This is a genomic window from Candidatus Pantoea formicae (genome assembly GCF_011752625.1).
Taxonomy (GTDB): Bacteria; Pseudomonadota; Gammaproteobacteria; order Enterobacterales; family Enterobacteriaceae; genus Pantoea; species Pantoea formicae.
This window is the reverse complement of sequence record NZ_VWXD01000002.1, coordinates 312,855-339,505: the sequence shown is the minus strand read 5'-3', so window position 1 is coordinate 339,505 and position 26,651 is coordinate 312,855. Positions and strand designations below refer to the sequence as shown.

Annotated in this window: 28 protein-coding genes; 16 read left to right on the top strand and 12 right to left on the bottom strand. The window is 52.7% G+C overall.

Features of this window, described 5'->3' with window-relative positions:
- Positions 1–111 precede the first annotated feature (111 nt).
- Complete coding sequence (locus F3J38_RS06250; protein ID WP_084934757.1) at positions 112–1,800, bottom strand: aspartate:alanine antiporter; 1,689 nt, start codon at positions 1,798–1,800, stop codon at positions 112–114.
- A 255-nt stretch (positions 1,801–2,055) separates the two neighbouring features.
- Between F3J38_RS06250 and ybjM the strand changes: the two genes are divergently transcribed.
- Positions 2,056–2,427, top strand: a complete 372-nt coding sequence (gene ybjM / locus F3J38_RS06245; RefSeq protein WP_167136103.1) for an inner membrane protein YbjM — start codon at positions 2,056–2,058, stop codon at positions 2,425–2,427.
- Between the two features lie 34 nt (positions 2,428–2,461).
- On the opposite strand, the gene F3J38_RS06240 is transcribed toward ybjM, so the two are convergent.
- Positions 2,462–2,725 (bottom strand): GrxA family glutaredoxin, encoded by a 264-nt coding sequence (locus F3J38_RS06240; protein WP_167136102.1) that lies wholly within the window; start codon positions 2,723–2,725, stop codon positions 2,462–2,464.
- A gap of 190 nt (positions 2,726–2,915) precedes the next feature.
- Between F3J38_RS06240 and F3J38_RS06235 the strand changes: the two genes are divergently transcribed.
- From F3J38_RS06235 to rlmC, 10 genes are all read left to right on the top strand, one after another.
- Positions 2,916–3,167 carry a DUF1418 family protein gene (locus F3J38_RS06235; RefSeq protein ID WP_167136100.1) on the top strand — a complete coding sequence of 84 codons (252 nt, stop codon included), beginning with the start codon at positions 2,916–2,918 and terminating at the stop codon, positions 3,165–3,167.
- Between the two features lie 12 nt (positions 3,168–3,179).
- Positions 3,180–3,902, top strand: a complete 723-nt coding sequence (gene nfsA, locus F3J38_RS06230; protein ID WP_167136098.1) for an oxygen-insensitive NADPH nitroreductase — start codon at positions 3,180–3,182, stop codon at positions 3,900–3,902.
- A gap of 17 nt (positions 3,903–3,919) precedes the next feature.
- Positions 3,920–4,822: a 30S ribosomal protein S6--L-glutamate ligase gene (gene rimK, locus F3J38_RS06225; RefSeq protein ID WP_167136096.1), complete on the top strand. Its 903-nt coding sequence runs from the start codon at positions 3,920–3,922 to the stop codon at positions 4,820–4,822.
- An 86-nt stretch (positions 4,823–4,908) separates the two neighbouring features.
- A complete protein-coding gene (locus F3J38_RS06220; protein ID WP_167136094.1) occupies positions 4,909–5,388 on the top strand; it encodes a YbjN domain-containing protein in 480 nt (159 codons plus the stop codon).
- A gap of 371 nt (positions 5,389–5,759) precedes the next feature.
- Positions 5,760–6,869: a spermidine/putrescine ABC transporter substrate-binding protein PotF gene (gene potF, locus F3J38_RS06215; protein ID WP_167136092.1), complete on the top strand. Its 1,110-nt coding sequence runs from the start codon at positions 5,760–5,762 to the stop codon at positions 6,867–6,869.
- Between the two features lie 120 nt (positions 6,870–6,989).
- Complete coding sequence (gene potG, locus F3J38_RS06210) at positions 6,990–8,123, top strand: putrescine ABC transporter ATP-binding subunit PotG (RefSeq protein ID WP_167137077.1); 1,134 nt, start codon at positions 6,990–6,992, stop codon at positions 8,121–8,123.
- 9 nt (positions 8,124–8,132) lie between these two features.
- Entirely contained in the window at positions 8,133–9,089 is a 957-nt protein-coding gene (potH, locus tag F3J38_RS06205) for a putrescine ABC transporter permease PotH (protein WP_167136090.1), read from the top strand.
- Entirely contained in the window at positions 9,086–9,931 is an 846-nt protein-coding gene (gene potI / locus F3J38_RS06200) for a putrescine ABC transporter permease PotI (protein WP_167136088.1), read from the top strand. Before potH ends, potI begins: the two co-directional genes overlap by 4 nt.
- A gap of 198 nt (positions 9,932–10,129) precedes the next feature.
- Positions 10,130–10,594, top strand: a complete 465-nt coding sequence (locus tag F3J38_RS06195) for a YbjO family protein (protein ID WP_167136087.1) — start codon at positions 10,130–10,132, stop codon at positions 10,592–10,594.
- 48 nt (positions 10,595–10,642) lie between these two features.
- On the top strand, positions 10,643–11,779 hold the full coding sequence (gene rlmC / locus F3J38_RS06190) for a 23S rRNA (uracil(747)-C(5))-methyltransferase RlmC (protein ID WP_167136085.1): 1,137 nt from the start codon (positions 10,643–10,645) through the stop codon (positions 11,777–11,779).
- A 63-nt stretch (positions 11,780–11,842) separates the two neighbouring features.
- Here rlmC and artJ (F3J38_RS06185) read toward each other — a convergent pair whose 3' ends face one another.
- The 6 genes from artJ (F3J38_RS06185) to F3J38_RS06160 form a co-directional block, all read right to left on the bottom strand.
- Positions 11,843–12,574 carry an arginine ABC transporter substrate-binding protein gene (gene artJ / locus F3J38_RS06185; RefSeq protein WP_167136083.1) on the bottom strand — a complete coding sequence of 244 codons (732 nt, stop codon included), beginning with the start codon at positions 12,572–12,574 and terminating at the stop codon, positions 11,843–11,845.
- A 191-nt stretch (positions 12,575–12,765) separates the two neighbouring features.
- On the bottom strand, positions 12,766–13,434 hold the full coding sequence (gene artM / locus F3J38_RS06180; RefSeq protein ID WP_167136081.1) for an arginine ABC transporter permease ArtM: 669 nt from the start codon (positions 13,432–13,434) through the stop codon (positions 12,766–12,768).
- Positions 13,435–13,437: 3 nt separating this feature from the next.
- A complete protein-coding gene (gene artQ, locus F3J38_RS06175; RefSeq protein ID WP_167136079.1) occupies positions 13,438–14,151 on the bottom strand; it encodes an arginine ABC transporter permease ArtQ in 714 nt (237 codons plus the stop codon).
- 6 nt (positions 14,152–14,157) lie between these two features.
- On the bottom strand, positions 14,158–14,889 hold the full coding sequence (artJ, locus tag F3J38_RS06170; RefSeq protein ID WP_167136077.1) for an arginine ABC transporter substrate-binding protein: 732 nt from the start codon (positions 14,887–14,889) through the stop codon (positions 14,158–14,160).
- A gap of 15 nt (positions 14,890–14,904) precedes the next feature.
- Positions 14,905–15,633, bottom strand: a complete 729-nt coding sequence (gene artP / locus F3J38_RS06165) for an arginine ABC transporter ATP-binding protein ArtP (protein WP_167136076.1) — start codon at positions 15,631–15,633, stop codon at positions 14,905–14,907.
- 240 nt (positions 15,634–15,873) lie between these two features.
- The gene (locus F3J38_RS06160) at positions 15,874–16,413 is read right to left on the bottom strand and encodes a lipoprotein (protein WP_167136074.1); all 540 of its coding nucleotides are present in this window, start codon (positions 16,411–16,413) and stop codon (positions 15,874–15,876) included.
- Positions 16,414–16,559: 146 nt separating this feature from the next.
- On the opposite strand from F3J38_RS06160, the gene F3J38_RS06155 reads away from it, so the two are divergent.
- Both F3J38_RS06155 and F3J38_RS06150 read left to right on the top strand, forming a co-directional pair.
- Positions 16,560–16,880, top strand: coding sequence for a heavy metal-binding domain-containing protein (locus F3J38_RS06155; protein ID WP_038647859.1), 321 nt, complete (start codon positions 16,560–16,562; stop codon positions 16,878–16,880).
- The gene (locus tag F3J38_RS06150; protein ID WP_167136072.1) at positions 16,880–17,704 is read left to right on the top strand and encodes an N-acetylmuramoyl-L-alanine amidase; all 825 of its coding nucleotides are present in this window, start codon (positions 16,880–16,882) and stop codon (positions 17,702–17,704) included. Before F3J38_RS06155 ends, F3J38_RS06150 begins: the two co-directional genes overlap by 1 nt.
- A gap of 15 nt (positions 17,705–17,719) precedes the next feature.
- Here F3J38_RS06150 and ltaE read toward each other — a convergent pair whose 3' ends face one another.
- The 3 genes from ltaE to F3J38_RS06135 form a co-directional block, all read right to left on the bottom strand.
- Complete coding sequence (gene ltaE / locus F3J38_RS06145; RefSeq protein ID WP_167136071.1) at positions 17,720–18,718, bottom strand: low-specificity L-threonine aldolase; 999 nt, start codon at positions 18,716–18,718, stop codon at positions 17,720–17,722.
- A 69-nt stretch (positions 18,719–18,787) separates the two neighbouring features.
- Positions 18,788–20,509 (bottom strand): ubiquinone-dependent pyruvate dehydrogenase, encoded by a 1,722-nt coding sequence (gene poxB, locus F3J38_RS06140; RefSeq protein WP_167136069.1) that lies wholly within the window; start codon positions 20,507–20,509, stop codon positions 18,788–18,790.
- 109 nt (positions 20,510–20,618) lie between these two features.
- The gene (locus F3J38_RS06135) at positions 20,619–21,515 is read right to left on the bottom strand and encodes a LysO family transporter (RefSeq protein WP_167136067.1); all 897 of its coding nucleotides are present in this window, start codon (positions 21,513–21,515) and stop codon (positions 20,619–20,621) included.
- Between the two features lie 135 nt (positions 21,516–21,650).
- Here F3J38_RS06135 and F3J38_RS06130 point away from each other — a divergent pair, with 135 nt between their 5' ends.
- Positions 21,651–23,291 carry an ATP-dependent nuclease gene (locus F3J38_RS06130; RefSeq protein WP_167137074.1) on the top strand — a complete coding sequence of 547 codons (1,641 nt, stop codon included), beginning with the start codon at positions 21,651–21,653 and terminating at the stop codon, positions 23,289–23,291.
- Positions 23,292–23,384: 93 nt separating this feature from the next.
- Here the strand turns inward: F3J38_RS06130 and cspD are convergent, their stop codons facing one another.
- The gene (gene cspD / locus F3J38_RS06125) at positions 23,385–23,606 is read right to left on the bottom strand and encodes a cold shock-like protein CspD (protein WP_167136065.1); all 222 of its coding nucleotides are present in this window, start codon (positions 23,604–23,606) and stop codon (positions 23,385–23,387) included.
- A gap of 322 nt (positions 23,607–23,928) precedes the next feature.
- On the opposite strand from cspD, the gene clpS reads away from it, so the two are divergent.
- A complete protein-coding gene (clpS, locus tag F3J38_RS06120; protein ID WP_167136063.1) occupies positions 23,929–24,249 on the top strand; it encodes an ATP-dependent Clp protease adapter ClpS in 321 nt (106 codons plus the stop codon).
- Positions 24,250–24,304: 55 nt separating this feature from the next.
- Positions 24,305–26,584: an ATP-dependent Clp protease ATP-binding subunit ClpA gene (clpA, locus tag F3J38_RS06115; RefSeq protein ID WP_167136061.1), complete on the top strand. Its 2,280-nt coding sequence runs from the start codon at positions 24,305–24,307 to the stop codon at positions 26,582–26,584.
- Positions 26,585–26,651 lie beyond the last annotated feature (67 nt).

The following is a 26,651-nucleotide window of genomic DNA, read 5'->3' as shown; positions in this document are numbered from 1 at the left end:
CCGCAAGTCAGAGACTGGCGGGCTCCACAATTTGGGGATTTCAAAGAAAAGCAGTGGCACTTATTCAGACTGCGCCCTAAAAAGAAAGTTCTGAACGCCGTAAAAAAATTTTTAAAAAGGCAAAACGGGCCAAATTATCACAATCAGAGTGCCCGCGAGCGTCAGCAAAACGTTAGCAATCGCATAAGTTCCTGCATAGCCCAGTGCCGGAATGCTACTGCGCGCAGTATCACAAATGATCTCCATCGCTGGTGCGCAGGTCCTTGCACCCATGATCGCGCCAAACAGCAGTGCGCGGTTCATGCGCAGTACATAAGCGCCAAACAGATAGCAAATCACCACCGGCAACAAACTCACCAGCAGGCCGCTCAGCAGCATCAAAGCGCCCGCACTGCCAAGACCATGTTGCAAGCCGCTACCGGCGCTTAATCCTACGCCGGCCATAAACACCATCAGACCGAACTCTTTCAACATGGTTAGCGCACCTTGCGGAATGTAGCCAAAGGTGGGGTGGTTGGCGCGCAAGAAACCGAGCATGATGCCGGCAAACAGCAGACCCGCTGCGTTGCCAATACCAAAGCTAAAGTTGCTGAACTGAAAGGTGATCATGCCGATCATCAAACCGATGATAAAGAAAGCGCAGAAGGCCAGCAGATCGGTGATTTGACTATGGATAGCAATAAAACCGATGCGGTCAGCCAGGCTTTTGACGCGACGTGCTTCGCCGCTGACCTGAAGTACATCGCCTTTATTGAGCATGATGCTGTCATCAATCGGCATCTCAATTTGGCTGCGGATCACGCGGTTAAGGAAACAGCCATGATCGGTGAGTTTGAGATGGCTCAGCCGTTTGTTCACCGCATTATGATTTTTCACCACGATCTCTTCGGTGACGATGCGCATGTCGAGCAAATCACGATCAAAGACTTCTTTGCCGTTACGGAAGCTGGGATCCAGTCGCGCATGCGCGTCGGGATAGCCCACCAGCGAAATCTCGTCACCCAGTTGCAGCATGGCGTCACCATCCGGGCTGGCGAGAATACCGTTGCGGCGCAGACGTTCGATATAGCAGCCGGTCTGGCGATGAATACCCAGTTCACGAAGGTTTTTACCACCGCTCCACTCAACCAACTCTGGACCCACGCGATAAGCGCGGATCACTGGCAGGAAGACCTTTCGCTGGCTATCAGCATCAAGGCCACGTTCACGGGCGATTTGTTGGGCGCAAGTCGGCAAATCCTGATGTTGCAGGCGGGGCAGATAGCGCGCACCAAAAATCAGGCTTACCAGACCTATCAGGTAGGTGAGGGCGTAACCGAGGCTGAGGTTATCCTGCATCATATTCAGCTGGTGGCTATCACTGATGCTTTGCCTCAGCGTGTCACCTGCGCCAACCAGCACGGGTGTGGAGGTCATTGACCCTGCCAGCATGCCTGCTGTTAGACCGATATCCCATCCGAAGACTTTGCCAAGACCTAAAGCAATTAACAGCGCACTGATCACCATAACAATGGCGAGAAAGAAGTAGTTTTTACCGTCGCGGAAGAAAATTGAGAAGAAATTTGGCCCAGCTTCAACACCGACACAAAAAATAAACAGCATAAAGCCGAGGCTTAATGCATCAGTATTTATCGCAAAGTGCTGCTGGCCTAAAATCAATGAAACAACAAGTACACCAATGGAATTACCGAGTTGGACAGAACCCAGGCGTAATTTACCTAAGCACAGCCCCAAGGCTAAGACGACAAATAATAACAGAACGTCATTTCCGCTTAACAATTCTGCGACGTTAATGTTCACGGTTTAACTTCTTATTTACCTGTAACGAGTTGATGAAAAGGCCTTTTTTCGCTATCTTGTGGCAGCAGCAAGCGTCCTTACCGCCAGCAAGGTGGAGGCCCTAATGAGGAGCGGCGTCATTCTAATCATAATTAACACCCTCAGCTATCAGCAGTTTTCATTCATTCTGCCAGCGGCTGTTTCTTTTTATTTCCACTTATGCGCATCAGGGCAGTAAACGTTTCAATATTGTTAACGTCAAAGTTGAGGATGGTTATGTTGCAGCGCAATAATCGCTGGCCAGCATCGGTTCTGGGTATGATGCTTTATACGCTGGTGTTTATTTTTGCACATCATTTTTGGGCGGACGCCGCTGAACAAACGGTGCGCGGACAGCCTGAATTATTGCTGTTTTTATTGCCCGGCGTACTCATGGCATTGTTGTACCCTGAGAGCCCACTGATCAGTACGCTTTGGATCGCATTGAGTGGCACATTGTTAGGTATGGCGTGGGTTTGGATCACCGTTCCTATGACGCACAGTTGGCTATTGATCGTAGCCTGGAGCCTGAGTGCACTGTTCTGGGCCGGATGTGGCGCTTTGCTGGTGCGCTTGTTGCGGATTATGCTGGCGATGCGTGCGGAATGACGCGATCAAAAACGGGCCCGCAGGCCCGTTATCATTATGCTTCTACACCCAGGTTTTCTTTAGTCCAGGCAGCAAATTCGGTATAACCCCCGATGTGCTGGTCATCCAGGAAAATCTGCGGCACCGTGCTGACAGGTTTTCCTGCACGCGCTTCCAGGTCGGCTTTGGTAATACCGGTGGCCTGAATATCAACGTACTGATAGTTAAAATCGTCGCGTTCGCTGGTCAGCTTGGTGGCTAACTCTTTCGCACGCACGCAGTAAGGGCAGCTTGAACGGCCAAAAATCACTGCAATCATTGCTTCTCTCCTTCCGCTGCTGTTTTGTGACCAGTTTCACATTACAGCGTGAATAATGGCTCATATCATGCCCGCCCATCCTGCTTAATGAAAGTAGTCATTCCCTGTTAATCTAATACCCAATGTCTATAGACCCACTCGCTTGGGTTAAAATCTGACAGAACCCGTTGAACAACAAAGGAAACATTGCATGCGTAATCTGGCGACTCTGCCCAAACCGGTTTTGCTGCTGGAAGTGCTTGGTGTGTTGGCCGTCATCAGTGCACTGCTGCTGGTCAACGATTGGGTCAGCGCCCCGAATTTTATGGCAAAGAAGCCATTGGCGACGTTGCTGTTCTTTCTTGGCATAGCACTGATGCTTCCTGCTGCCTGGCTCATGATGTGGCGCACGGCCAAAGCCATGGCACCGCAGTTGTTCAATCAATCAAACAAAAAGAAGTAACCGGAGAGGATTATGACGCCGACCATCGATTTACTCTGCAGCCACCGTTCTATTCGCGCGTTCACTGAGCAAAACATAGAAGATGCTCAGCGCAGCGCGATCATTGCTGCAGCACAAGCGGCTTCAACCTCCAGCTTTTTACAGTGCTCTTCAATTATCCGCATCACCGACCGGGAAACGCGGGAACAGTTGGTACAACTCACTGGCGGCCAGCCGTGGGTGAGTGCAGCCGCTGAGTTCTGGGTGTTTTGTGCCGACTTTAATCGTCACCAGCAAATTTGCCCGGATGCGCATCTGGGACGCGCAGAGCAGTTGTTGTTGGGCTGCGTTGACACGGCGTTGATGGCGCAAAACGCGATGGTGGCAGCGGAGTCGTTGGGGCTGGGTGGGGTATTTATCGGCGGCATTCGCAACAACATTGCGCAGGTCACCGAGTTGCTGGCGTTACCTCAGTTTGTATTGCCACTGTTCGGTTTCTGTATTGGACATCCGGCTTCTGCACCCGACGTCAAACCTCGTATACCGCAAGCAATGTTAGTGCATGAAAACCGTTATCAGCCTGTCGATAAAAATGTGCTGAAACAGTACGATAATCAAATTACCGCTTATTATCAGCAGCGCGACAGCAATCAACGTTCCGAAACCTGGAGCGAGCTGATTCAGCGACTGATTATCAAAGAAACGCGTCCGTTCATGTTGGATTACCTGCATCAGCAGGGCTGGGCAACGCGCTAAGCACAAGGAACACAGCAATGAAAATGGCCATTCTCACTCGCGATGGGTCACTCTATTCGTGTAAACGCCTGCGTGACGCCGCGGAAGAGCGTGGTCATCATGTGCAGATCATCGATCCGCTCTCCTGCTATATGAACATCAATTCTGATTCGCCAGCAGTGCACTATCGCGGCGAACCACTCGGGCATTTTGATGCCATTATTCCGCGTATTGGCACCGCCACGACGTTTTATGGCACGGCGGTGTTACGCCAGTTTGAGATGTTAGGCAGCTATCCGTTGAATGAGTCGGTGGCGATTGCTCGAGCGCGGGACAAACTACGATCGCTGCAACTGCTGGCGCGTGAAGGCATCGATATGCCGATCACGGGCTTTGCCTCCTCGCCCGACGATACGCAGGATTTGATCGCCATGGTAGGGGGCGCGCCGTTGGTGGTGAAGCTGGTAGAAGGCACCCAAGGCATTGGTGTGGTATTGGCGGAAACGCGGCAGGCAGCTGAAAGCGTGATCGATGCATTTCGTGGACTCAATGCGCATATCTTGGTACAGGAATTTATTAAAGAAGCCAAAGGACGCGATATTCGTTGCCTGGTGATTGGCAATGAAGTGGTGGCGTCGATTGAGCGTGAGGCGAAAGAGGGCGATTTTCGCTCCAACTTGCATCGCGGTGGCAAAGCGCACGCGGTGACGATTACGGCTCAGGAGCGCGACATTGCCGTCAGAGCGGCATCTACGCTGGGGCTTGAAGTCGCGGGGGTCGATATCTTGCGTGCCAACCGAGGGCCGCTAGTGATGGAGGTCAATGCCTCGCCAGGCCTTGAAGGGATTGAAGGTAACACGGGTTTAGACATCGCCACGATGATGATTCATTGGGTAGAGCAGCACGCGTGCCCTGGTTATCGTCTTAAAACCGGCGGTTGACCGCGCTTTTACGCGGTTTTCATGGCATCAGTGTGACTTTTTCCGTAAGCTAGGGCGCTTATTTCTTCACCCCACAGGATATAACGATGGATTCACTGGTCGTTCCTGACATCGACATTCTGCGTCGTTGGCTGGATCAACAAAATATCACCTGGTTCGAATGCGATGCCTGCCAGGCACTGCATCTGCCGCATATGCAGAATTTTGACGGGGTGTTTGATGCAAAAATCGACCTGGTGGATGACGTCATCCTCTTCTCCGCGCTGGCTGAAGTGAAGCCCACTGCGCTAATTCCTTTGGTAGGGGACTTGTCGCAAATTAATGCCAGCTCGCTAACGGTTAAAGCCTTTATCGACATTCAGGACGACAATCTGCCGAAGCTTATCGTCTGCCAGTCATTGAGTACTACCGCAGGTTTAACCTTTGGCCAATTCTCCCACTTTATGAAGCAGAGCGAAGAGGGCATTTCCATGGTGATCATGGAAGCCTTTGCCAACAATTTACTGATGATAGGCGAAGAGGAAGAACGACAGCCCAGTTCCAGCAGCCACGCGATGCTGCACTAATCCTTCCCGTCTCGCTAACTGCCGCTTTTTGCGGCAGTTTTCATTTTAGCCCTACCACTTTTTATTCTGCATTTAACCCTTTATTGCCAGATATTAGTCGTGCTTTATGCCGCTTGTGCCAAACCCCATAGCAGAAACATGCATAAGATATCGCTAAAAGGCGTTTTTTACGCTGGGATCTGGCACGAGGGGAGCTGTAGGGCTATTCTTGCGGGGCTGCTTGGGACCTGCAACCCCAGCTGAAGTATAGGTTTTTGCTATTAAACTCCCGCTGAATATTGATTCATTGTGTGTCTGTTATTAAATAGAAACGCAACGTCAGGATCGCGTGTATGCAGCGTTGTGATGACCCGCTCAGGAGGAAGGAAAACATGATCAACCAACGTAAAAAATGGTTGCCAGGTGTGGTTGCTGGTGTGCTGATGGCTACGGCCGTAAGTGCTCAGGCAGAGGATAAAACGCTGCACGTCTATAACTGGTCCGATTATATCTCGGCCGATACCGTGCCAAATTTTGAAAAGCAGACCGGCATTAAAGTGGTCTACGACGTCTTTGACTCCAACGAAGTACTGGAAGGCAAGCTGATGGCTGGCTCAACCGGTTACGACGTGGTGGTGCCTTCTTCAAGTTTCCTTGCTCGCCAGTTGCAGTCAGGCGTCTTCCAGGAACTGGACAAGAGCAAACTGCCAAACTATAAAAACCTCGATCCTGACTTGATGGCGAAAGTCGCCCAACACGATCCGGGTAACAAGTATGCGATTCCTTATCTGTGGGGCACCACGGGCATCGGTTATAACATCGATAAAGTGAAAGCGGCACTGGGTACTGACGCACCGGTAAACAGTTGGGATCTGGTGTTGAAACCAGAAAACCTGGAAAAACTGAAAAGCTGTGGTGTTTCCTTCCTCGACGCGCCGGAAGAGATCTTTGCTACCGTGCTGAACTACCTTGGCAAAGATCCAAACAGCTCTGACGCTAAGGATTATACAGGGGCAGCCACCGACCTGTTGCTGAAACTGCGTCCAAATATTCGTTACTTCCACTCGTCTCAATACATCAACGATCTGGCTAACGGCAACATCTGTGTGGCTATCGGCTGGTCTGGCGACATCCTACAAGCGAAAGATCGTGCTAACAAAGCGAACAATGGCGTGCACTTGGGTTACAGCGTACCTAAAGAGGGTGCTCTGGCCTTCTTCGACATGATGGCGATTCCAAAAGATGCGAAGAATCTGGATGAAGCCTATCAGTGGCTTAACTACATCATGGATCCAAAAGTGATTGCTGATGTTTCCAACAAAATGAACTACGCCAACGGCAATAAGGCCTCACTGCCATTGATTAATGCCGATGTGCGCAATAACCCAGGCATCTTCCCGACGCCTGATGCGATGGCGAAGCTGTTTGTGCTGAAAGTCCAGGATCCGAAACTGGATCGTGCGCGTACCCGTGCATGGACTAAAGTAAAAAGTGGTAAGTAATTCGTTATAAACGAATTCATTCACCTGTAGACGACAACAGAGGCGCGGTGATGGCCTCTGTTGTGCCATTTTAGCGGCTGGCTGTGCCGCGCTACACCGCTTAGCGCCGGAGAAATGTTAGTGAACGACGCGATTCCCCGCCCCCCAAATAAAACGGCTAAGGCGTTAACGCCGCTGCTGGAAATTCGCAACCTGACCAAATCTTTTGACGGCCAGCACGCCGTGGATGATGTCAGCCTGACCATTTACAAAGGTGAGATTTTTGCGCTGCTGGGTGCTTCCGGCTGCGGTAAATCGACCTTACTGCGCATGCTGGCAGGCTTTGAGCCGCCCACCAGTGGGCAGATAGTGCTCGACGGCCAGGATATGTCGCACGTGCCGCCGTACCAACGCCCGATCAATATGATGTTTCAGTCTTATGCTCTGTTCCCCCACATGACAGTGGAGCAGAACATTGCCTTTGGTCTGAAGCAGGACAAGCTGCCGAAAGGCGAAATCAGCAGCCGCGTGGCAGAGATGCTGACGCTGGTTCACATGCAGGAGTTCGCCAAGCGTAAACCGCACCAGCTCTCTGGAGGCCAACGTCAGCGTGTGGCACTTGCACGTAGCCTGGCGAAACGGCCTAAATTGCTGCTGCTCGATGAGCCAATGGGCGCGCTGGATAAGAAATTGCGCGACCGCATGCAACATGAAGTGGTGGATATTCTTGAGCGCGTAGGCGCGACCTGTGTGATGGTCACGCACGATCAGGAAGAGGCCATGACCATGGCGGGGCGTATTGCCATCATGAACCGTGGCAAGTTTGTACAGATTGGTGAGCCGGAAGAGATTTATGAGCATCCGACCAGTCGTTACAGCGCGGAATTCATCGGTTCAGTTAATGTCTTCGACGGCCTGCTGCGTGAACGCGCCGACGATGGCGTGGTGATTGATGCGCCAGGTTTAGTGCATCCGCTGAAAGTACAGACCGATGTTTCCATCGTGGATAACGTGCCAGTGCATGTCGCATTACGTCCTGAGAAAGTGATGTTGTGTGAAGAGGTGCCTGCTGATGGCTGCAACTTTGCCGTGGGTGAAGTGGTGCATATCGCTTATCTCGGTGATTTATCTATCTACCATGTGCGGTTACAAAGCGGCCAGATGATCAGTGCGCAGTTGCAGAATGCCCATCGTTACCGCAAAGGTGCGCCAACATGGGGCGATGAAGTGCGCCTGTGCTGGGATGCCGACAGCTGTGTGGTTCTGACGGTTTAAGGAGGCGTAATGAGCCAGATTTCTCAACGCAGAGAGCCTGAATTAGTCGGCACGCCGTTACAGCGCTGGGGCACGCGCCTCAAGATGCGTCATGGCCGCAAACTGGTGATTGCGCTGCCGTACTTGTGGTTAACGCTGCTATTCCTGCTGCCGTTTTTAATTGTGCTGAAGATCAGCTTTGCTGATATTGCACGCGCCATTCCACCCTATACCGATTTGGTCACCTGGGCTGACGACCAGCTCAATCTGGTCTTAAACCTTGGCAACTACATCACGCTGACCGACGATCCGCTGTACGCCGAAGCCTATCTGACTTCGCTAAAAGTGGCGGCGATCTCCACCGTGATCTGTTTGCTGATCGGTTATCCGCTGGCGTGGGCGGTGGCGCACAGTAAGCCCTCGATGCGGACTATCTTGCTGCTGCTGGTGATTTTGCCGTCGTGGACGTCGTTCCTGGTGCGCGTTTATGCCTGGATGGGGTTACTGAACAACAACGGGATTCTTAACCGCTTTCTGATGTGGCTCGGTGTTATCGACCATCCGCTGGTGATCCTTTACACCAATACCGCCGTGTATATCGGTATCGTTTACTGTTATTTGCCGTTTATGGTACTGCCAATTTATACCGCACTGACGCGTATCGACTATTCACTGGTGGAAGCCTCTTTGGACCTCGGTGCCCGTCCGTTGAAGACCTTTTTCAGCGTGATTGTTCCCTTGACCAAAGGCGGCATTATCGCCGGTTCGATGTTGGTGTTTATCCCGGCCGTCGGCGAGTACGTGATCCCGGAACTGCTTGGCGGGCCTGATAGCATCATGATCGGACGCATCCTGTGGCAGGAGTTCTTTAACAACCGTGACTGGCCCGTCGCTTCGGCGCTGGCGGTGATTATTCTGTTGATTCTGATTCTGCCGATTATCTGGTTCCACAAGCATCAAAACCGTGAATTGGGAGAGAAGGAATGAATCAGTTACCGACCATCCGATCTCCGTGGCGTACTGCGATTCTGGTGTTGTGCTTTATGTTCCTGTACGCGCCGATGTTGCTGCTGGTGGTTTACTCCTTCAACAGCTCCCAGTTAGTGACGGTGTGGGAGAGTTTCTCTTTCCACTGGTACAAGGTGCTGTTCCAGGATGATGCCATGCTGGATGCGGTAGGACTCAGTCTGACCATTGCCGCCCTTTCAGCCACCATGGCGGTGGTACTGGGCACCATGGCGGCGGTGATCATCGTACGTTTTGGGCGTTTCCGTGGTCACAGCGGTTTTGCCTTTATGTTGACCGCTCCGCTGGTGATGCCAGACGTCATTACCGGTTTATCCCTGTTGCTGCTGTTTGTGGCCATGGGCAACACCTTTGGCTGGCCGAGCGATCGCGGCATGCTGACGATTTGGTTGGCGCACGTGACTTTCTGTACTGCCTATGTGTCGGTGGTGATCAACTCGCGTCTACGTGAACTGGACCGCTCGATTGAAGAGGCGGCGATGGACTTAGGTGCAACGCCGATCAAAGTGTTCTTTGTGATTACGGTCCCGATGATCGCACCGGCTATTGTTACCGGCTGGCTATTGGCTTTTACCCTGTCGCTCGACGATTTGGTGATCGCCAGCTTTGTTACCGGTCCGGGTGCGACCACATTGCCAATGGCTATTTTTGCCACGGTGCGTCGTGGTGTGAATCCTGAGATCAATGCGTTGGCTTCGCTGATTCTGTTTGTCGTCGGTTTGGTTGGCTTTATCGCCTGGCGCTTTATGGCGCACGAAGAAAAGCAGCGTTTGCGCGATATTCAGAAAGCCAGACGTGGCTGAAAGCCGTAACATTTGCCAATATAATAACGGGCCGGTTTACCCTTCATACTTCACGTTGTAGGTGCGTTGGCTACCTGTGTTCACCCCAGTCACTTACTCAGGTAAGCTTCTGGGGATTCACACAGTTGCCGCCTTCCTAAAACGTGAATTATTTTGGGGAAAGACCTGCCCGTTTTTTTATGGTTACGGAGCTCAGTGATGTCGGAAACCCTTAAAAATGCGATGGCAAATTCTACACCTGCACCCGTGATGGTCGCGGGGATCGCCATCATTGCCACGCGCTGTCTAAGCGTACTGATGCTGGCAAACGAGTTGGGTTTCGAGGAAATCGCTAATTTTGTCCATCGCAGTGCGCAAGCCTGGGATTCCACACTGATCTTCATCGCCAGCCAACTGATTTTCCTGTTTGAACTTCGGTGTGCTTTCACCCTGATGCGTGGCAGTAACCGCGGGCGCTGGGGCTATGTCTTCACGCAGGTGATTGTGCTGATCTATATGCTGATGGCATCCGTCGGTTGGATCTATCCGGAAATCTTTAGCATACCTGGCGAGTCCAACGCACAGATCGTTCACCACACGCTGTTGCAGAAGGTGCCGGATCTCATGGTACTTTTGCTGCTGTTTGTGCCCGCCACCAGCCGCGCTTTTTTCCGTCGCCGGTGATACAATCTGCCCCCGATTTTTCTCCCGAATTTGGATACAGGCCTCTCCATGCATTGCGCGCTTTATAATGCCGGTCGCTGTCGCTCATGTCAGTGGCTGGAAAAACCCTATTCGCAACAGCTCAGTGATAAGCAATCGCTGCTTGAGCAGTTGCTGGCGCAGATGCCGGTTGCCGAATATTTACCACCGGTGATTTCCGCGCAGCAGGGGTTTCGTAATAAAGCCAAGATGGTGGTGAGTGGTAGTGTAGAGCGCCCCATTTTGGGGATGGTTGCGCGTGATGATGAACCCGTTGATCTCTGTGGCTGTCCACTCTATCCCGCCAGCTTTACGCCCGTGTTCGAGGTACTTAAACCCTTTATCGCACGTGCCGGTTTGACACCCTACAATGTGGCGCGCAAACGGGGTGAACTGAAGTTTCTGCTGCTCACTGAGAGCAGCCAGGGCGGTATGATGCTGCGATTTGTGCTGCGCTCGACCAGCAAGTTGGCACAGCTGCGCGCTGCGCTGCCATGGCTGCAACAGCAGTTGCCGCAGTTGAAGGTGATCTCTGCCAACATTCAGCCGGTGCATATGGCGATTCTGGAAGGTGAAGAAGAGATTGCACTGACGACAGAACAGGCGCTGGCGGAGAACTTCAATCAGGTGCCGCTGTACATTCGCCCGCAGAGTTTCTTCCAGACCAATCCGCACGTCGCTGCCGATCTCTATGCAACCGCACGCGCATGGGTGGCTGAGCTGCCAGTAAGCAGCATGTGGGATCTGTTTTGCGGTGTGGGTGGCTTTGGCTTGCACTGCGCTACGCCAGAGATGCAGCTTACCGGCATTGAGATCAGTGCCGAAGCCATTGCCTGCGCGCAACAATCGGCGCTGCAACTGGGGTTAGACAAGGTGAGTTTCGCTGCGCTGGACTCTACACAGTTTGCCACCTCGCGTGAGCAAGTGCCGCAGTTGGTACTGGTCAATCCTCCGCGCCGTGGGATTGGTGTGGAACTCTGCGCCTATCTCAGCCAAATGGCACCGGATTACATTCTCTATTCCAGTTGCAACCCGAGCAGCATGGCGCAAGATATTGCGCGTTTGGCGGACTACCAGGTCAGCAGAGTACAGCTGTTTGATATGTTCCCGCACACGGCGCATTTTGAAGTGCTGACTTTACTGGTGAAGAAGGGTGGAACAGCGTAGCCGCAGCCGGGACTGAGGACGTGCAGAACCTGCCAGGTTGCAGGCCACACCGTTCCATAATGCTTACTCAGGGAACCACTTCTGGTTAATCTGTTGCCAGCTACCGTTGGCCTTCAGCGCTTCTAACGCGCTATTCAGCGCTTTCAATAACGGCTCATTGCCTTTACGTACCGCGATGCCCAACCCGGTGCCGAAGTATTCGGTATCGGTAATGTGTTCACCCACCGCACTGAGATCGTCATTGGCTTTCAACCACTGGTTGACGACCGCCGTGTCGCCAAACACCCCGTTCAGGCGACCGTTTTTCAGATCAAGAATCGCGTTCTGATAGCTGTCGTAGGCGACGGCGATCACTTCAGGATGTTTCTCCAGCAAATACTTCTGGTGCGTCGTGCCATTTTCGACGCCCACGCGCTTACCTTTTAACTGGCTAAAATCGGTAAACTGACCCTTGTGCGCGATCACAATCGCCGAGTTAGCGTAATAGGGCTGGCTGAAATCGACCTGTTTGCTGCGCTCAGCCGTAATATCCATTCCAGAGATCACCGCATCATAACGACGAAATTTCAGCGACGGGATCAGGCTGTCAAAAGCATTGTTGGTGAAGGTGCACTCGGCCTTCATCTGCTGGCATAGCGCCTTGGCCAGATCAATATCAAAGCCGACGATCTGATTGTCGTGGTCAAGAGATTCGAAAGGGGGATAAGTAGCAGAAGAGGCGAAACGAATTTTTTCTGCCGCATAAGCATTCATTGTCAGTGTTGCTAATGCTGCCGCAATAATCCATTTTTTCATTATAGAATTCCTGTAAACCAAGCCAGAAGTAGAATGGATTACAAGATGCCAGCTAATGAATTTATATGCAATAAATATGATTAAAAAATTAATTTAACGAAATCATCATGAAGCGTAGCGACGCAAATTATTGCGCATTTGTCAGCAGACTCTTCGCTGCTGAGTTGTGCAATAAATCGCGCCGCGACCCTTTAATTACGGTGTTCGAAAGCCAAAGCACGCTTCTCGATGAAGCGCATCATCAGCGTGAGCAAACCGTTGACCACCAGATAAATCAGACCCGCCGCGGCATAGACTGAGATGTCGTAAGTGCGTCCGTACAACAACTGTCCATGTCCCATCACTTCCATCAACGTAATGGTGTACGCCAGAGAGGTACTTTTAAACACCAATACCACTTCGTTGGAGTAAGAGGAGAGGGCGCGCTTAAACGCATAAGGCAGCAGAATTCGCAGCGTATCTTTGCGGTTCATCCCCAGAGCGGCACAGGATTGCCATTGACCGGACGGGATGGCACGCACTGCGCCATAGAACAGTTGTGTGGTGTAGGCTGCACTGTTCATTGAGAGGGCCAGCAGCGCACAGAGCCAGGGCTGTGATAGCAGGTGCCACAGCCACGGCACATTCTGAATGCTCGGGAACTGGCCAGGTCCGTAATAGATCAGGAAGATTTGCACCAGCAAGGGGGTGCCGGTAAACACCGTGATATAGGCTTTCACCACCCAATTAAGAACCGGGACTTTGAGTGCCAACACGATGGTACAAGCTAACGCCAGCACCAATGCCGCGATCAGCGAGGCTAGGGTGAGTGTCAGGCTGGTGTGTAATCCTTTCAGCAGTTCGGGTAAGTAATCCAGCATGCGTCAGGCCCCCCGCTCGAAACGCGTGGTGCGCGATTCAATGCGGCGTAATATCGCCTGGCTGAACAGCGTAATGATCAAATAAATAGCCGCCGCCACTAAGTACCAAGTGAAAGGCTCTTGGGTGCGGGTCGCAATGCTTTTGGTTTGCAGCATGATGTCATTCACGCTGATCAGTGACACCAGTGCCGTATCTTTCAGTAGCACCAACCACTGGTTACCAAGGCCCGGTAGGGCGTGGCGCCACATCTGCGGCATGATCAGGCGCAAGAAAATCGCTGACTTTTTCATGCCCAACGCCTGGCCTGATTCCCATTGCCCTACAGGCACCGCTTTCAGTGCGCCACGCAGCGTTTGTGAGGCGTAAGCCGAATAGAGCATCGCCAGGGCAATAACACCACACAGGAAAGGGCTGACATCAAAGTTTTCAATCTGCACCTGAACCGGAATACTGAAAAAGCCTAGATTAATGTGGAAACCGTCGGACAACGTCAGTAATAGCTGAGAAGCGCCAAAATAGATAAACAGCACCACCAGAATTTCGGGTAGGCCGCGGATCAGCGTGACCAGTGCGGTACCGAGCCACGCCAGGGGTTTCCAGCGAACCGTTTCCCAGCCAGCAAAAATCATCGCCAGCACAAGGCCGGCGATTAATGCACAAACAGCAAGGCCGACGGTCATGCCGGCGGCGCTTGCGAGTGGGATCATTTCATTCATCAGAAATTACTGTTGGAACCATTTGTTGTAGATGGTTTTGTAAGTGCCGTCAGCTTTGATTTTCTCCAGAGCGGTGTTGAACTTGCTCTGCAGATCGGTGTTGCCCTGACGCACAGCGATACCTAAACCGGTACCGAAGTAATCTTTGTCGGTGACTTTTTCGCCCAGTGGCGCGAGGTTAGCATTCTGCTTCAACCACTCGTTGACCACAGCAGTATCACCAAATACCGCATCGATACGGCCATTCTTCAGGTCCAGAACCGCATTTTGGTAGCTGTCATAAGGTACCACGGTGATATCACTGTGTTTGTCAGACAGGTACTTCTGATGGGTGGTCCCGTTTTGCACACCGACGCGTTTGCCTTTCAGCGCGGCAACGTCAGCCAGTTTGCCTTTCTGCGCGATGAAAATTGCAGAGTTGTCGTAGTAAGGCTTAGAGAACAGCACCTGCTTTTCACGCTCTGGTGTGATATCCATTCCGGCCATCACGGCGTCGAAACGACGGAACTTCAGGCTTGGGATCAGGCTATCAAACGCCTGGTTAGTGAAAGTACAGGTTGCATCAATCTCTTTACACAGTGCATTGGCCAGATCAACGTCGAAGCCCTGAATTTTATTGTCGGAATCGACAAATTCAAATGGAGGATAAGAGGCTTCAGTGGCGAAACGCAGTGTCTGCGCAGCAGAGGCGCTGAGGCTCAGACCAGCAAGCAGTGCAGCAAGTACGACTTTTTTCATTAGATGCATCCTGACTTAGTGCGAAAGATAATGTGCAAACGCTTCGGTTTGCGGCTGTGTAAAGTGGCTGGCATCGCCTTGTTCAACGATATGGCCGTTCTCCATGTACACCACGCGGCTGGCGGTTTTACGCGCCACTTCTACTTCGTGGGTCACAATCACCTGGGTAATCTGCGTCTGCGCCAGCTCACGGATAATGCTGACAATCTGCGCGGTGATTTCAGGGTCGAGTGCGGCGGTGGGCTCATCGAACAACAATACCTGCGGCTCCATCATCAGTGCGCGCGCAATGGCCACGCGTTGCTGTTGACCACCGGAAAGGTGCAGCGGGAAACGATCGGCAAAGGGCGTCAGACGCAGACGTTCTAACAACTTGTCAGCCCGCGCATGCGCGGCCTCTTTGCTGAGACCCAGCACACGACAAGGGGCTTCAATCAGGTTCTGAACCACGGTGAGGTGAGGCCACAGATTATATTGCTGAAACACCATGCCCACGTTCTGGCGCAGTTCACGAATGGCGCTGTCAGAGGGTGCTTTGCTGAAATCAAAGTGGTTACCGGCAATCTGCAGGCTACCCGAACGCGGCTGTTCCAGCAGATTGAGCACGCGCAGGAGCGAACTTTTACCCGCGCCACTCGGGCCGAGCAACACCAGCGTCTCTCCCTGCGGGCAAGCCAGGTTGATATCGAACAGTGCCTGATGGGCACCGTAAAAACAGTTAATGGCGTTTAGTTGAATACTCATGCGCAAAAAATGAATAGTAATTAGTGCCGCAAATCTTAACGTCACCAGAATACTTATGCAATTGTAGTGGGTTAAAATTTATTAAACAGCAGTGAAGTCCCCAAAGCGTAGCACAATATCGTGCAAGTCAATGCCGGTAAGGGCTGACTTGCACCTCTGAATTCACAGAAAATTAATAAAAAAACGCCGCAACGTTGCGGCGCGCTAATGTTTGCCAGCGATTGCTGGAAAAACGTACGGCTATTTTTTCTCTTCAAGCAGCTGGCTGAGCGATCCACCACCCGCATGCGGCCAGTCGCCCACATAGCGGACATCATCAACAGCCCAGCAGCTCCCTTCATGGATCATCAAAATTTCATCATGCCAGCTTTTGCCGTCACGACTCAGGTCGACGCGCAGCGGGATGTTACGTGCATCGCGGTTGGGAATGGTCGAAGCGCTGGCAACATCGGCTGACGTTGGGCCTTGCGCCAGGCTGGAGAAAAGATCGCCCTGGCTCCACGCGGCAGGTTTGTTGCTCTGCGTGCTGGCATTTAACAGTTTCTGATACAGACGATCGCTCAGGTACGGGCGATATTTTGCCAGCGTGGTGGTATCTGGCAGACCCTGAGTGGGCTGGCTGATACGTAAATCGTAAAATTGCTGCGCGACACTATCGGGCCCGCCATCCACACAGCTGGCAGTACGCGGTCCATTGTCTTTAATCACTGGCTCAACGGTGGTACAGGCACTGAGCAGTAACGCAGCGGGAACAAGCAGCGCAAAGGCATTGTTTCTCATCTCGATTTCCTTATAGTTCACTGGCAGAGCGCCATTTTTAACATAGAGTATAGTCGTGCTTTTAAGCCGTTAGCGCTGTAACCGTTATTCATCAAGATGCAGGTGCGTTGGTTGCAAATTGAACTCACTCAAACAAGGAGACCACGATGAAATTTTCCACCACGCCCACCTTAGAAGGACACAGCATCAGCGAATATTGTGGTGTGGTCACCGGCGAGGCGATTCTCGGGGCCAACATCTTCCGTGACTTCTTTGCGGGTATCCGCGATATCGTCGGCGGACGTTCTGGTGCTTATGAAAAAGAGCTGCGCAAAGCGCGGCAGATTGCATTTGAGGAGCTAGAGGAGCAGGCCAAAGCGCTGGGGGCGAATGCGGTGGTCGGCATTGATATCGACTATGAAACGGTGGGCAAAGACAGCAGTATGCTGATGGTCAGTGTCACCGGTACCGCAGTGATCATTCGCTGATGCGGTGGGGTGTTTTGCTGGCGATGGCGCTGCTGCTGAGTGCCTGCCAGTCATCCATTGAGCCTCGCCACGGTTACTGGGTTGATAGCGCACATCCGGCACAGGGCGCCCGGCCGCGCATTAAAGTGGTGGTGATCCACTACACCGCTGAAGATCTCCCTTCCTCTTTGGCGACGCTGACAGACCGTGAGGTGAGCGCTCATTATCTGATTCCACAACAACCTGCGCAGAAAAACGGGCAGGGTGTGATTTGGCAACTGGTGCCAGAGTGTCAACTGGCATGGCATGCCGGGCCCAGCTTTTGGCGCGGGGCAACGCGTATTAATGATACTTCCGTTGGCATCGAGATCGTCAATCGCGGCTACACGCGTACCTTGACGGGAGTAGAGTGGCAGCCTTTTACGGCGGCACAAATCAGCGTGCTGATCGCGCTGGTGAAAGACATTACGCAGCGCTATGCCATCTCGCCTGAAAATGTGGTGGGTCACAGTGATATTGCCCCGCAGCGTAAGCAGGATCCTGGCCCATTATTCCCGTGGCAGCAGTTGGCCGAACAAGGGGTGGGCGCATGGCCCGATCACGCCACCGTGCAGCGCTATCTCGATGGACACGCGGCAGATGAGCCCGCCGATCAGGCCGAACTGCTGGATGCATTGCAGCGCTACGGTTACGACGTCAATTCAGCGAATACCCCGCAAATGCAACGTAAGTTAATTGCGGCGTTTCAGATGCACTTCCGTGCGCGGGATTATCGAGGCATCGCCGATGCAGAAACGCTGGCGATTGCCCGTGCTCTGCTGGCGAAATATGGGGCGGCGCAGTAACGCGCCGCCAAGTGACTACTGTTGGAACGCCTGCCAGTGTGCGACTAAACGTTGCAGATCCTGACGGCTGACATCAAGGTGCGTGACAATACGCGTTACCGGCCCCACGCTGATCAAAACATCGCCTGATTGCATCCAGCTCTTCAACGCTTCAACCTGTTCGGCGGGCACCTTCACAAACAGCATATTGGTGTGCTGATTCAGGACTTCGACGCCAATCGCACTCAGTTGCTCACCCAGCCATGCCGCATTGTCGTGGTCCTCTTTTAAACGCGCCACGTTGTTTTTTAGTGCGTATAGACCTGCGGCCGCCAAAATCCCGGCCTGGCGCATGCCACCGCCGGTCATTTTGCGCCAGCGGCGCGCTTGCTCAATATAGGCTTCGTCACCGCACAGCAGCGAACCCACCGGGGTGCCGAGCCCTTTCGACAGGCAGATGGTCAGCGAGTCGCAAAAACGTGCGATATCCTTCAGCTCAATATTCTGCGCGACGACAGCGTTAAAAATACGCGCGCCATCGATGTGCAGCGCCAGTTTACGCTCGCGGGTTAAATTCCATGCCTGTTCCAGATAGCGTTGCGACAGCACTTTTCCGTGATGGGTATTTTCGAGGCTGAGCAGGCGTGTGCGGGCAAAGTGCAGGTCATCCGGTTTAATGGCGGAAATAATATCAGCCAACGGCAGAGAGCCATCTTCAGCGTGTGAAATGGGTTGGGGTTGGATGCTACCCAGTACCGCTGCACCGCCTGCTTCGTATTTGTAGTTGTGCGCCTGCTGACCCACGATGTATTCGTCACCACGCTGGCAGTGACACAGCAATGCCACTAAGTTCGCTTGCGTACCGGTCGGGAAGAACAGCGCAGCGGCTTTACCACTGAGGCGCGCGGCTTCGATTTCCAGCGTATTAACGGTGGGATCATCGCGATAGACATCATCGCCAGTTTCGGCGGCCATCATCGCATCCAACATGGCGGCACTTGGGCGGGTTACGGTATCACTGCGTAAATCGATCACATCGCTCTCCTGAAACAAAAAAGCGGGCATAGCGCCCGCGTTGTTATTAATCTGGCAGGGTTATCCGTTTTACCTCAGCCAGTTAGTTTTCGCCAGTTCCACGATCTCATCACCGCGACCGTTCAGGATCGCGCGCAGCATATACAGGCTGAACCCCTTGGCTTGCTCGGCCTTGATCTGTGGCGGCATCGACAGTTCTTCTTTGGCGGTGATGACATCCACCAACACGGGACCATCATGGGCAAACGCCTGTTCTAACGCGCCATTCAGGTCTGAGGCTTTCTCCACGCGGATACCCTTAATTCCACAGGCAGCAGCAATAGCGGCGAAGTCAGGGTTCTCCAAATCAGTTCCATCCGTCAGGTAACCACCTGCTTTCATCTCCATGGCCACAAAACCCAATACGCTGTTATTGAAGATCACCAGTTTTACCGGCAATTTCAGCTGCGCCACCGAGATAAAGTCCCCCATCAGCATGCTAAATCCACCATCGCCACACAGTGCGACCACTTGGCGATGCTTATCAATTGCTTGCGCGCCCAGCGCCTGTGGCATGGCGTTGGCCATCGAGCCGTGGTTGAACGAACCCAGCAGGCGGCGTTTGCCGTTCATTTTCAAATAACGGGCCGCCCATACCGTTGGCGTGCCGACATCGCAGGTAAAAATGGCATCATCGGCGGCATAGTGACTGATTTGTTGTGCCAGATATTGCGGATGAATGGCCTGTTTATCGTTGGCGGTTGCCAGCTCATCCAGCCCTTTGCGCGCATCCACATAGTGCTCCAGTGCGCTATCAAGATGATGACGATCGCTTTTGCGGCTCAGCTGAGGTTGTAACGTCTGCAAGGTGGCTTTGATGTCACCCACCAGCGCCATATCCACATGGCTGTGGGCACCCAGGCTGCCAGGATTAATATCAATTTGGATAATTTTGGCGTCCGCAGGATAGAACGGACGATAGGGGAATTGGGTACCTAACAGCACCAATGTGTCTGCGTTCATCATGGCGTGATAGCCGGACGAAAAGCCGATCAGACCTGTCATACCAACATCGTAAGGGTTGTCGTACTCGATATGTTCTTTGCCGCGCATGGCGTGGACCACAGGTGCTTTCAGGGTTTCCGCCAGCTTCACGACTTCTGGGTGCGCACCCGCGCAACCACTGCCGCACATCAATGTAATATTTTGCGCGCCATTGAGGGTTTCAGCCAGACGCGCAATTTCGCTGGCCGACGGCACAATATGAGGGAGCTGAGGCGGATACCATTCGCTGCGTGCGCTTTCCGGTGCGGGTTTTAGCGCGATATCGCCAGGCAGGACAATCACCGAGACGCCGCGATTGAGAATGGCCTTGCGCATCGCAATCCCTAATACCTGCGGCAACTGTTCAGGATTGGAAACCAGCTCGCAATAGTGGCTGCATTCACGGAACAGCTCTTGTGGGTGAGTTTCCTGGAAGTAACCGCTGCCGATTTCGCTGGAAGGAATGTGCGCGGCAATCGCCAGCACGGGCACGTGATTACGATGACAATCGAAGAGACCATTAATCAGATGCAGGTTACCGGGGCCGCAGGAGCCAGCACAGACTGCCAGCTCACCGCTAATTTGCGCCTCGGCCCCGGCGGCGAAAGCGGCAACCTCTTCATGGCGCGTGGGCATCCATTCGATGGTACCCATGCGGTTAAGGCTGTCGCTAAGCCCGTTGAGGGAGTCACCCGTTACGCCCCAGATGCGTTTGACGCCCGCACTCTCAAGTGTTTTGGCCAGCAGTGCCGCCACAGTTTGTTTCATCGTTCGCTCCTTTCTGGTGTTGGCCATCCATCCCGATGGCGGAAACGTGTCAGTCAGAAAGCTTAGACGAAGGATTTTATGCGCAGCCGTGAAAAAATGCGCTGTGCTGTCAGGCTGAGAACAGCGCGATAAGGATCGGCGCCAGTAAACTCATGATGAAGCCGTGCACAATCGCAGCGGGCACAATTTCCATGCCACCGGTACGTTGCAGGATGGGCAGGGTGAAATCCATTGACGTGGCACCGCTCAATCCCAGCGTCATGCTACGTTGACGGCTAATCAGCACCGGAATCAACATGATCGTGATTAACTCACGCAGCAGGTCGTTAAAGAAGGCTGCGCTACCGATCACCGGACCAAAAGATTCGGTCATCAGAATGCCGGAAAGTGAATACCAACCGAAGCCGCTCGCCAGCGCCAAACCAGTTTTAATCGGCAGACCAAGCCACAGCGCGGCCAGTATGCCGCCGAGCAGCGCACTGCACAACGACACGGCTGCTACCAGCATACCGCGACGATTCAGGGTGATTTGGCGTAGTGTCATGCCGCTGCTACGAAGCTGAATGCCCACCAGAAACAGCATTAACATTAATGCGTACTCACTCACGGTGGAGGCATGGCGTAGCAATGACCATTGGCTTAAGCCGAGTAGGAAACCGCCTAACACCGAACCACAGAGTTTGAGCGATTCGAGCGCCATATGCAGGCGAGAGGGCAAGGCTTGCTGCTTGTGTGGGTGATGCCAGGGAACACGTCGCTCCAGCAGCCATAAGGCCAACAGTGAACAGGCAAGAATACATAGCATACTGATAAAAGCGATATGGAAGATGGCGAGCAAATTACTGCTGAGGTTATCGAGAAACGCCAGGCTGGTGCCCATAAAAAACAGAATGATGTACACCAATGCACTGAGCATTTGAGACACGCGGCGTAGCAGGCTGACACGCGTCACATGCAACAGATAGCCGGCAATCAGCGGCAACAAAATGATCATTAAACCATACATATAAGATGTCCATCCATGGGAAGAGGGCGAACGCTAGCGGAAAACATTTGAAGTGTAAACCTTTTCCCGGCTCGATAACTTGACCAACCTAACGCGGCAGACCATGCTCAGGCAAAGCACTCAAGGAATGGCATGATGTTTCTGGAACATATCGATATTCGCGGTTTTCGTGGCATCAATCGGCTCTCATTGCCGCTCACCGACACCAATTTATTGATTGGTGAAAATGCCTGGGGTAAATCAAGCCTGCTGGATGCGCTCACGTTATTGCTGGCGCCTGCAGCTGAACCCTACCAGTTTACTGAGCACGACTTTCACTTTCCCCCTGGGGACCTTGAGGCGCGCCTACGTCAACTGCAACTGGTGTTTCGCTTTCGCGCGCAAGGCGATGATGACGAAGCGGTATTTCAACCCTTTTGGCAGCGTGATGAACACGGGCGCTTTATCAGTTTTAGCACGCGTGCCCGACGTAACGATCACGGGGTGAAAACCACCTGGCGTTTTATCGATCAAGGCGGTGATGTGCTACCGGTGGAGGGGACGGAAGCCGCGTTGGCGCATTTACGGGCCTACTATCCAGTTTTGCGCCTGCGCGATGCACGCTTTGGGCGCCGTGGAAGGCACAGTGAAAACGACGCGGACCGTCGCGCCTCCACCCTGAGCGAGTTAACGCAGGAAGTCGAGAAGCTGACACGTGATTTGGTTGTGAGCCCACAGAACCTGAGTGATGATTTATTGCGTCAGGGCCTGCACACCATGCAGCAACTGCTGGAACACTATTTTCTCGTGCAGCAACCGGGCAGCAGCGCGGCGCGCGTGGCACCTGAAACGCGTGACGGCAGCCAGGGGTGGCGCTCACTGGATAAACTTAATCACCTGATTGCGGGCACGGAATCGCGTAGCCGTCAGGTGATTTTACTGCGCATGTTCTCATTGCTGATTCAGGCACATGGCAATGAGGCATTGCCTGCGGGCGCGCATCCCTTGCTCTTGGTGGAAGACCCAGAAACACGCTTGCACCCGATTATGTTGTCCGTCGCCTGGAATTTGCTGGAGCTGATGCCGCTACAAAAAATCACCACGACTAATTCGGGTGAGCTGTTATCACAGGTGCCGTTAGAGAATATTTGCCGACTGGTGCGCGAACCGACCCGAGTAGCCGCATGGCGTATTGGGCCGGAAGGGTTGAGCGCGGAGGAGAGTCGTCGTATTGGTTTCCACATCCGCGTTAACCGTCCTTCAGCGCTGTTTGCCCGCTGTTGGTTGCTGGTGGAAGGGGAAACGGAAGTGTGGATTATCAATGAACTGGCGCGGCAGCGTGGCTATCACTTCGCGGCCGAAGGCGTCAAAGTGATAGAGTTTGCCCAATCCGGGCTGAAGCCATTACTGAAATTTGCCCGGCGTATGGGCATTGCCTGGCACGTGCTCACCGATGGGGACGAAGCGGGTGCCAAATATGCGGCTAGCGCGCGTAGTCAGCTTCAGGATCATGAGCAGGAGGCCGATCACCTCACGCAATTCCCGGCACCTGACATTGAGCATTTTCTCTATAAGCACGGATTTAGCGAAGTTTATCACCAGACTGCGCACCTGCCGTTAAACGCGCCCATGAATGCCCGGCGTATTATCACCAAAGCGATTCATCACAGCTCGAAGCCAGAGTTAGCGATTGCCGTTGCAATGGCAGCAGCAGAGCGCGGTCCGCAGGCGATACCGCCGTTGTTGGATCAATTGTTTGCACGCGTGATGTGGCTGGCTCGGGGACGGGCGGACTAATAAACACGGGATAATTCGCAAAAGAAAAATGCCAGCATCTGCGGCTGGCATTTTTTTTCGGGAGTGGTCAGAATGAATGAAGAGGCACGCGCGTCAAGCAACTTGCGTGGCTTCACAGGGCACAATCAGGCTGGCGTGATTGCCTTTTGGCCCTTCATGGACATCGAACTGAACCTGCTGGCCGGCCTTCAGCGTTCTGTATCCCTCCATCTGAATCGTGGAGTAGTGTGCGAAGATATCGTCGCCGCCGCCAATCGGACAGATAAAGCCGAAGCCCTTAGCGTTGTTGAACCATTTAACAGTACCCGTCTCCATGCTTTTACTTCCCTCGCAAGACATTTTGATAAGTAGGTGAGGTCATTGAAGCTGTGAGTCGAGTTTGTTTAAAACTCCATCAGCTTGTGTAAGTAGAATGTAGAGAAACGGACCTTATCGTCAAGCAAACGGCCCTGGCACAAGGGGAGAAATTCATCAAAATTTGAGGCAGTTAACGCTATTGCAAATTTTGTGATACAGGTCGCGCATGGGCTTTTAGTGCCGTTTTTAATTCGTGGAAAGGTGGCTTGACAGACATGTTAAACTTAGGAATGGGCGCAGCAATGTGCACAATCGTAACGCAGAATTTCGACGGAACATTATGGCAAACACAAACGACTGGCTTAATTTTGAACATCTAGCCGAAGACAAAGTACGCGAAGGGTTAAAGCCGCCTTCAATGTATAAAGTCATTTTGAATAATGACGATTATACACCTATGGAATTTGTTATTGACGTCGTGCAAAAGTTCTTTTCTTATGATGTTGAACGTGCAACGCAACTGATGTTGAAAGTTCACTACCATGGAAAGGCGATCTGTGGTGTATTCACTGCAGAAGTGGCGGAAACCAAAGTCGCCCAAGTGAACAATTACGCGAGAGAGAATCAACATCCTTTGCTGTGTACGCTAGAAAAAGCCTGAGCCCGTCTCCATATAGGGGAAAGGTTGTCAGAGCGATAATTGGGGGAGGTGCCAAATGCTCAATCAAGAACTGGAACTCAGTTTAAATATGGCTTTCGCCAGAGCGCGCGAGCACCGTCATGAGTTTATGACCGTCGAGCATCTGTTGCTGGCATTGCTCAGTAACCCGTCGGCCAGAGAGGCATTGGAAGCCTGTACGGTAGATATCGTGGCTCTGCGGCAAGAACTCGAAGCCTTCATCGAACAAACCACACCGGTGCTGCCAGCCAGTGAAGAAGAGCGCGATACCCAACCGACGCTCAGCTTCCAGCGCGTATTGCAGCGTGCGGTATTCCATGTTCAGTCATCGGGTCGCAGCGAAGTTTCGGGTGCGAACGTGCTGGTCGCTATTTTCAGCGAGCAGGAGTCGCAAGCGGCTTACCTGCTGCGCAAACACGAAGTGAGCCGCCTTGATGTGGTGAACTTCATCTCCCATGGTACGCGTAAAGACGAACCGGGCCAGCCGCAGAACAATGTGGAGAATCCGGTTAACGAAGAGCAAGCAGGCGGGGAGGAACGTATGGAAAACTTCACCACCAATCTTAATCAGCTTGCTCGTGTCGGCGGAATCGATCCGCTGATCGGCCGCGATAAAGAGCTGGAGCGTACCATTCAGGTACTGTGCCGTCGTCGTAAGAACAACCCGCTGCTGGTGGGTGAATCTGGCGTAGGTAAAACGGCGATTGCGGAAGGTCTGGCCTGGCGTATTGTGCAGGGCGACGTCCCGGAAGTGATGAAAGACTGTACGATTTACTCACTGGATATCGGTTCGCTGCTGGCAGGCACCAAGTACCGTGGTGATTTTGAAAAACGTTTCAAAGCGCTGCTGAAACAGCTTGAGCAGGACACCAGTAGCATTCTGTTCATCGATGAGATCCACACCATCATTGGTGCGGGTGCAGCATCTGGTGGCCAAGTGGATGCGGCGAACCTGATCAAACCGTTGCTTTCCAGCGGTAAAATCCGTGTGATGGGATCAACAACCTATCAAGAGTTCAGCAATATCTTTGAGAAGGATCGTGCCTTAGCGCGTCGTTTCCAGAAGATCGACATTACTGAGCCTTCTGTGGAAGAGACCGTCCAGATTCTGAATGGCTTGAAACCGAAATACGAAGCGCACCACGATGTGCGTTATACCGCGAAAGCGGTGCGTGCGGCGGTTGAGCTGGCGGTGAAATACATCAACGATCGTCATTTACCTGACAAGGCGATCGATGTGATCGATGAAGCCGGTGCGCGTGCACGTTTGGTGCCCGTCAGTAAGCGTAAGAAAACGGTTAATGTGTCTGATATCGAGTCTGTGGTCGCGCGTATTGCGCGTATTCCAGAGCAGAGCGTATCGGCCACCGATCGTGACACGCTGAAGAATCTCGGCGACCGTCTGAAAATGCTGGTGTTTGGACAAGACAACGCGATTGAAGCGCTGACTGAAGCCATCAAGATGAGCCGTGCAGGTTTGGGTCAGGATCGTAAACCTGTGGGTTCCTTCTTGTTTGCCGGTCCTACGGGTGTCGGTAAAACCGAGGTGACGGTGCAGTTGGCCAAAGCCTTAGGCATTGAGCTGCTGCGTTTCGATATGTCCGAATATATGGAGCGTCATACCGTCAGCCGACTGATTGGTGCACCTCCGGGCTACGTGGGCTTCGATCAGGGTGGTTTGCTGACCGATGCGGTGATCAAGCATCCACATGCGGTGGTACTGCTGGATGAAATCGAGAAAGCGCACCCAGATGTCTTTAACCTGCTGCTGCAGGTGATGGATAACGGTATGCTGACCGATAACAATGGTCGTAAAGCGGACTTCCGTAACGTGGTACTGGTGATGACCACCAACGCCGGCGTCCGTGAAACCGAACGTAAATCGATTGGCCTGATTCAGCAAGACAACAGCACTGACGCCATGGAAGAGATCAAAAAGATCTTTACTCCGGAGTTCCGTAACCGTCTCGACAACATTATCTGGTTCCGTCATCTGGATACCGAGGTGATTCATCAGGTAGTGGATAAATTTATCGTCGAGTTGCAGGCACAGTTGGATGCAAAAGGTGTGTCACTGGAAGTCAGTGATGACGCTCGTGACTGGCTGGCTGATAAAGGTTATGACAAAGCGATGGGTGCACGTCCGATGGCACGTGCCGTACAGGAAAATCTCAAGAAACCTTTGGCGAATGAACTGCTGTTTGGTTCATTGGTTGACGGAGGTTCAGTATCGGTCGGGTTGGATAAAGAGAAAAACCAGCTGACTTACCACTTCCTGAGCGCGGAAAAACGTAAAACCGAAGGTACTGTGCACTGATGTGCTGAGTGCTGGATAAGAAAAGGCCGGATGAGAATCCGGCCTTTTTTTTCGCGCTCAGTTAATG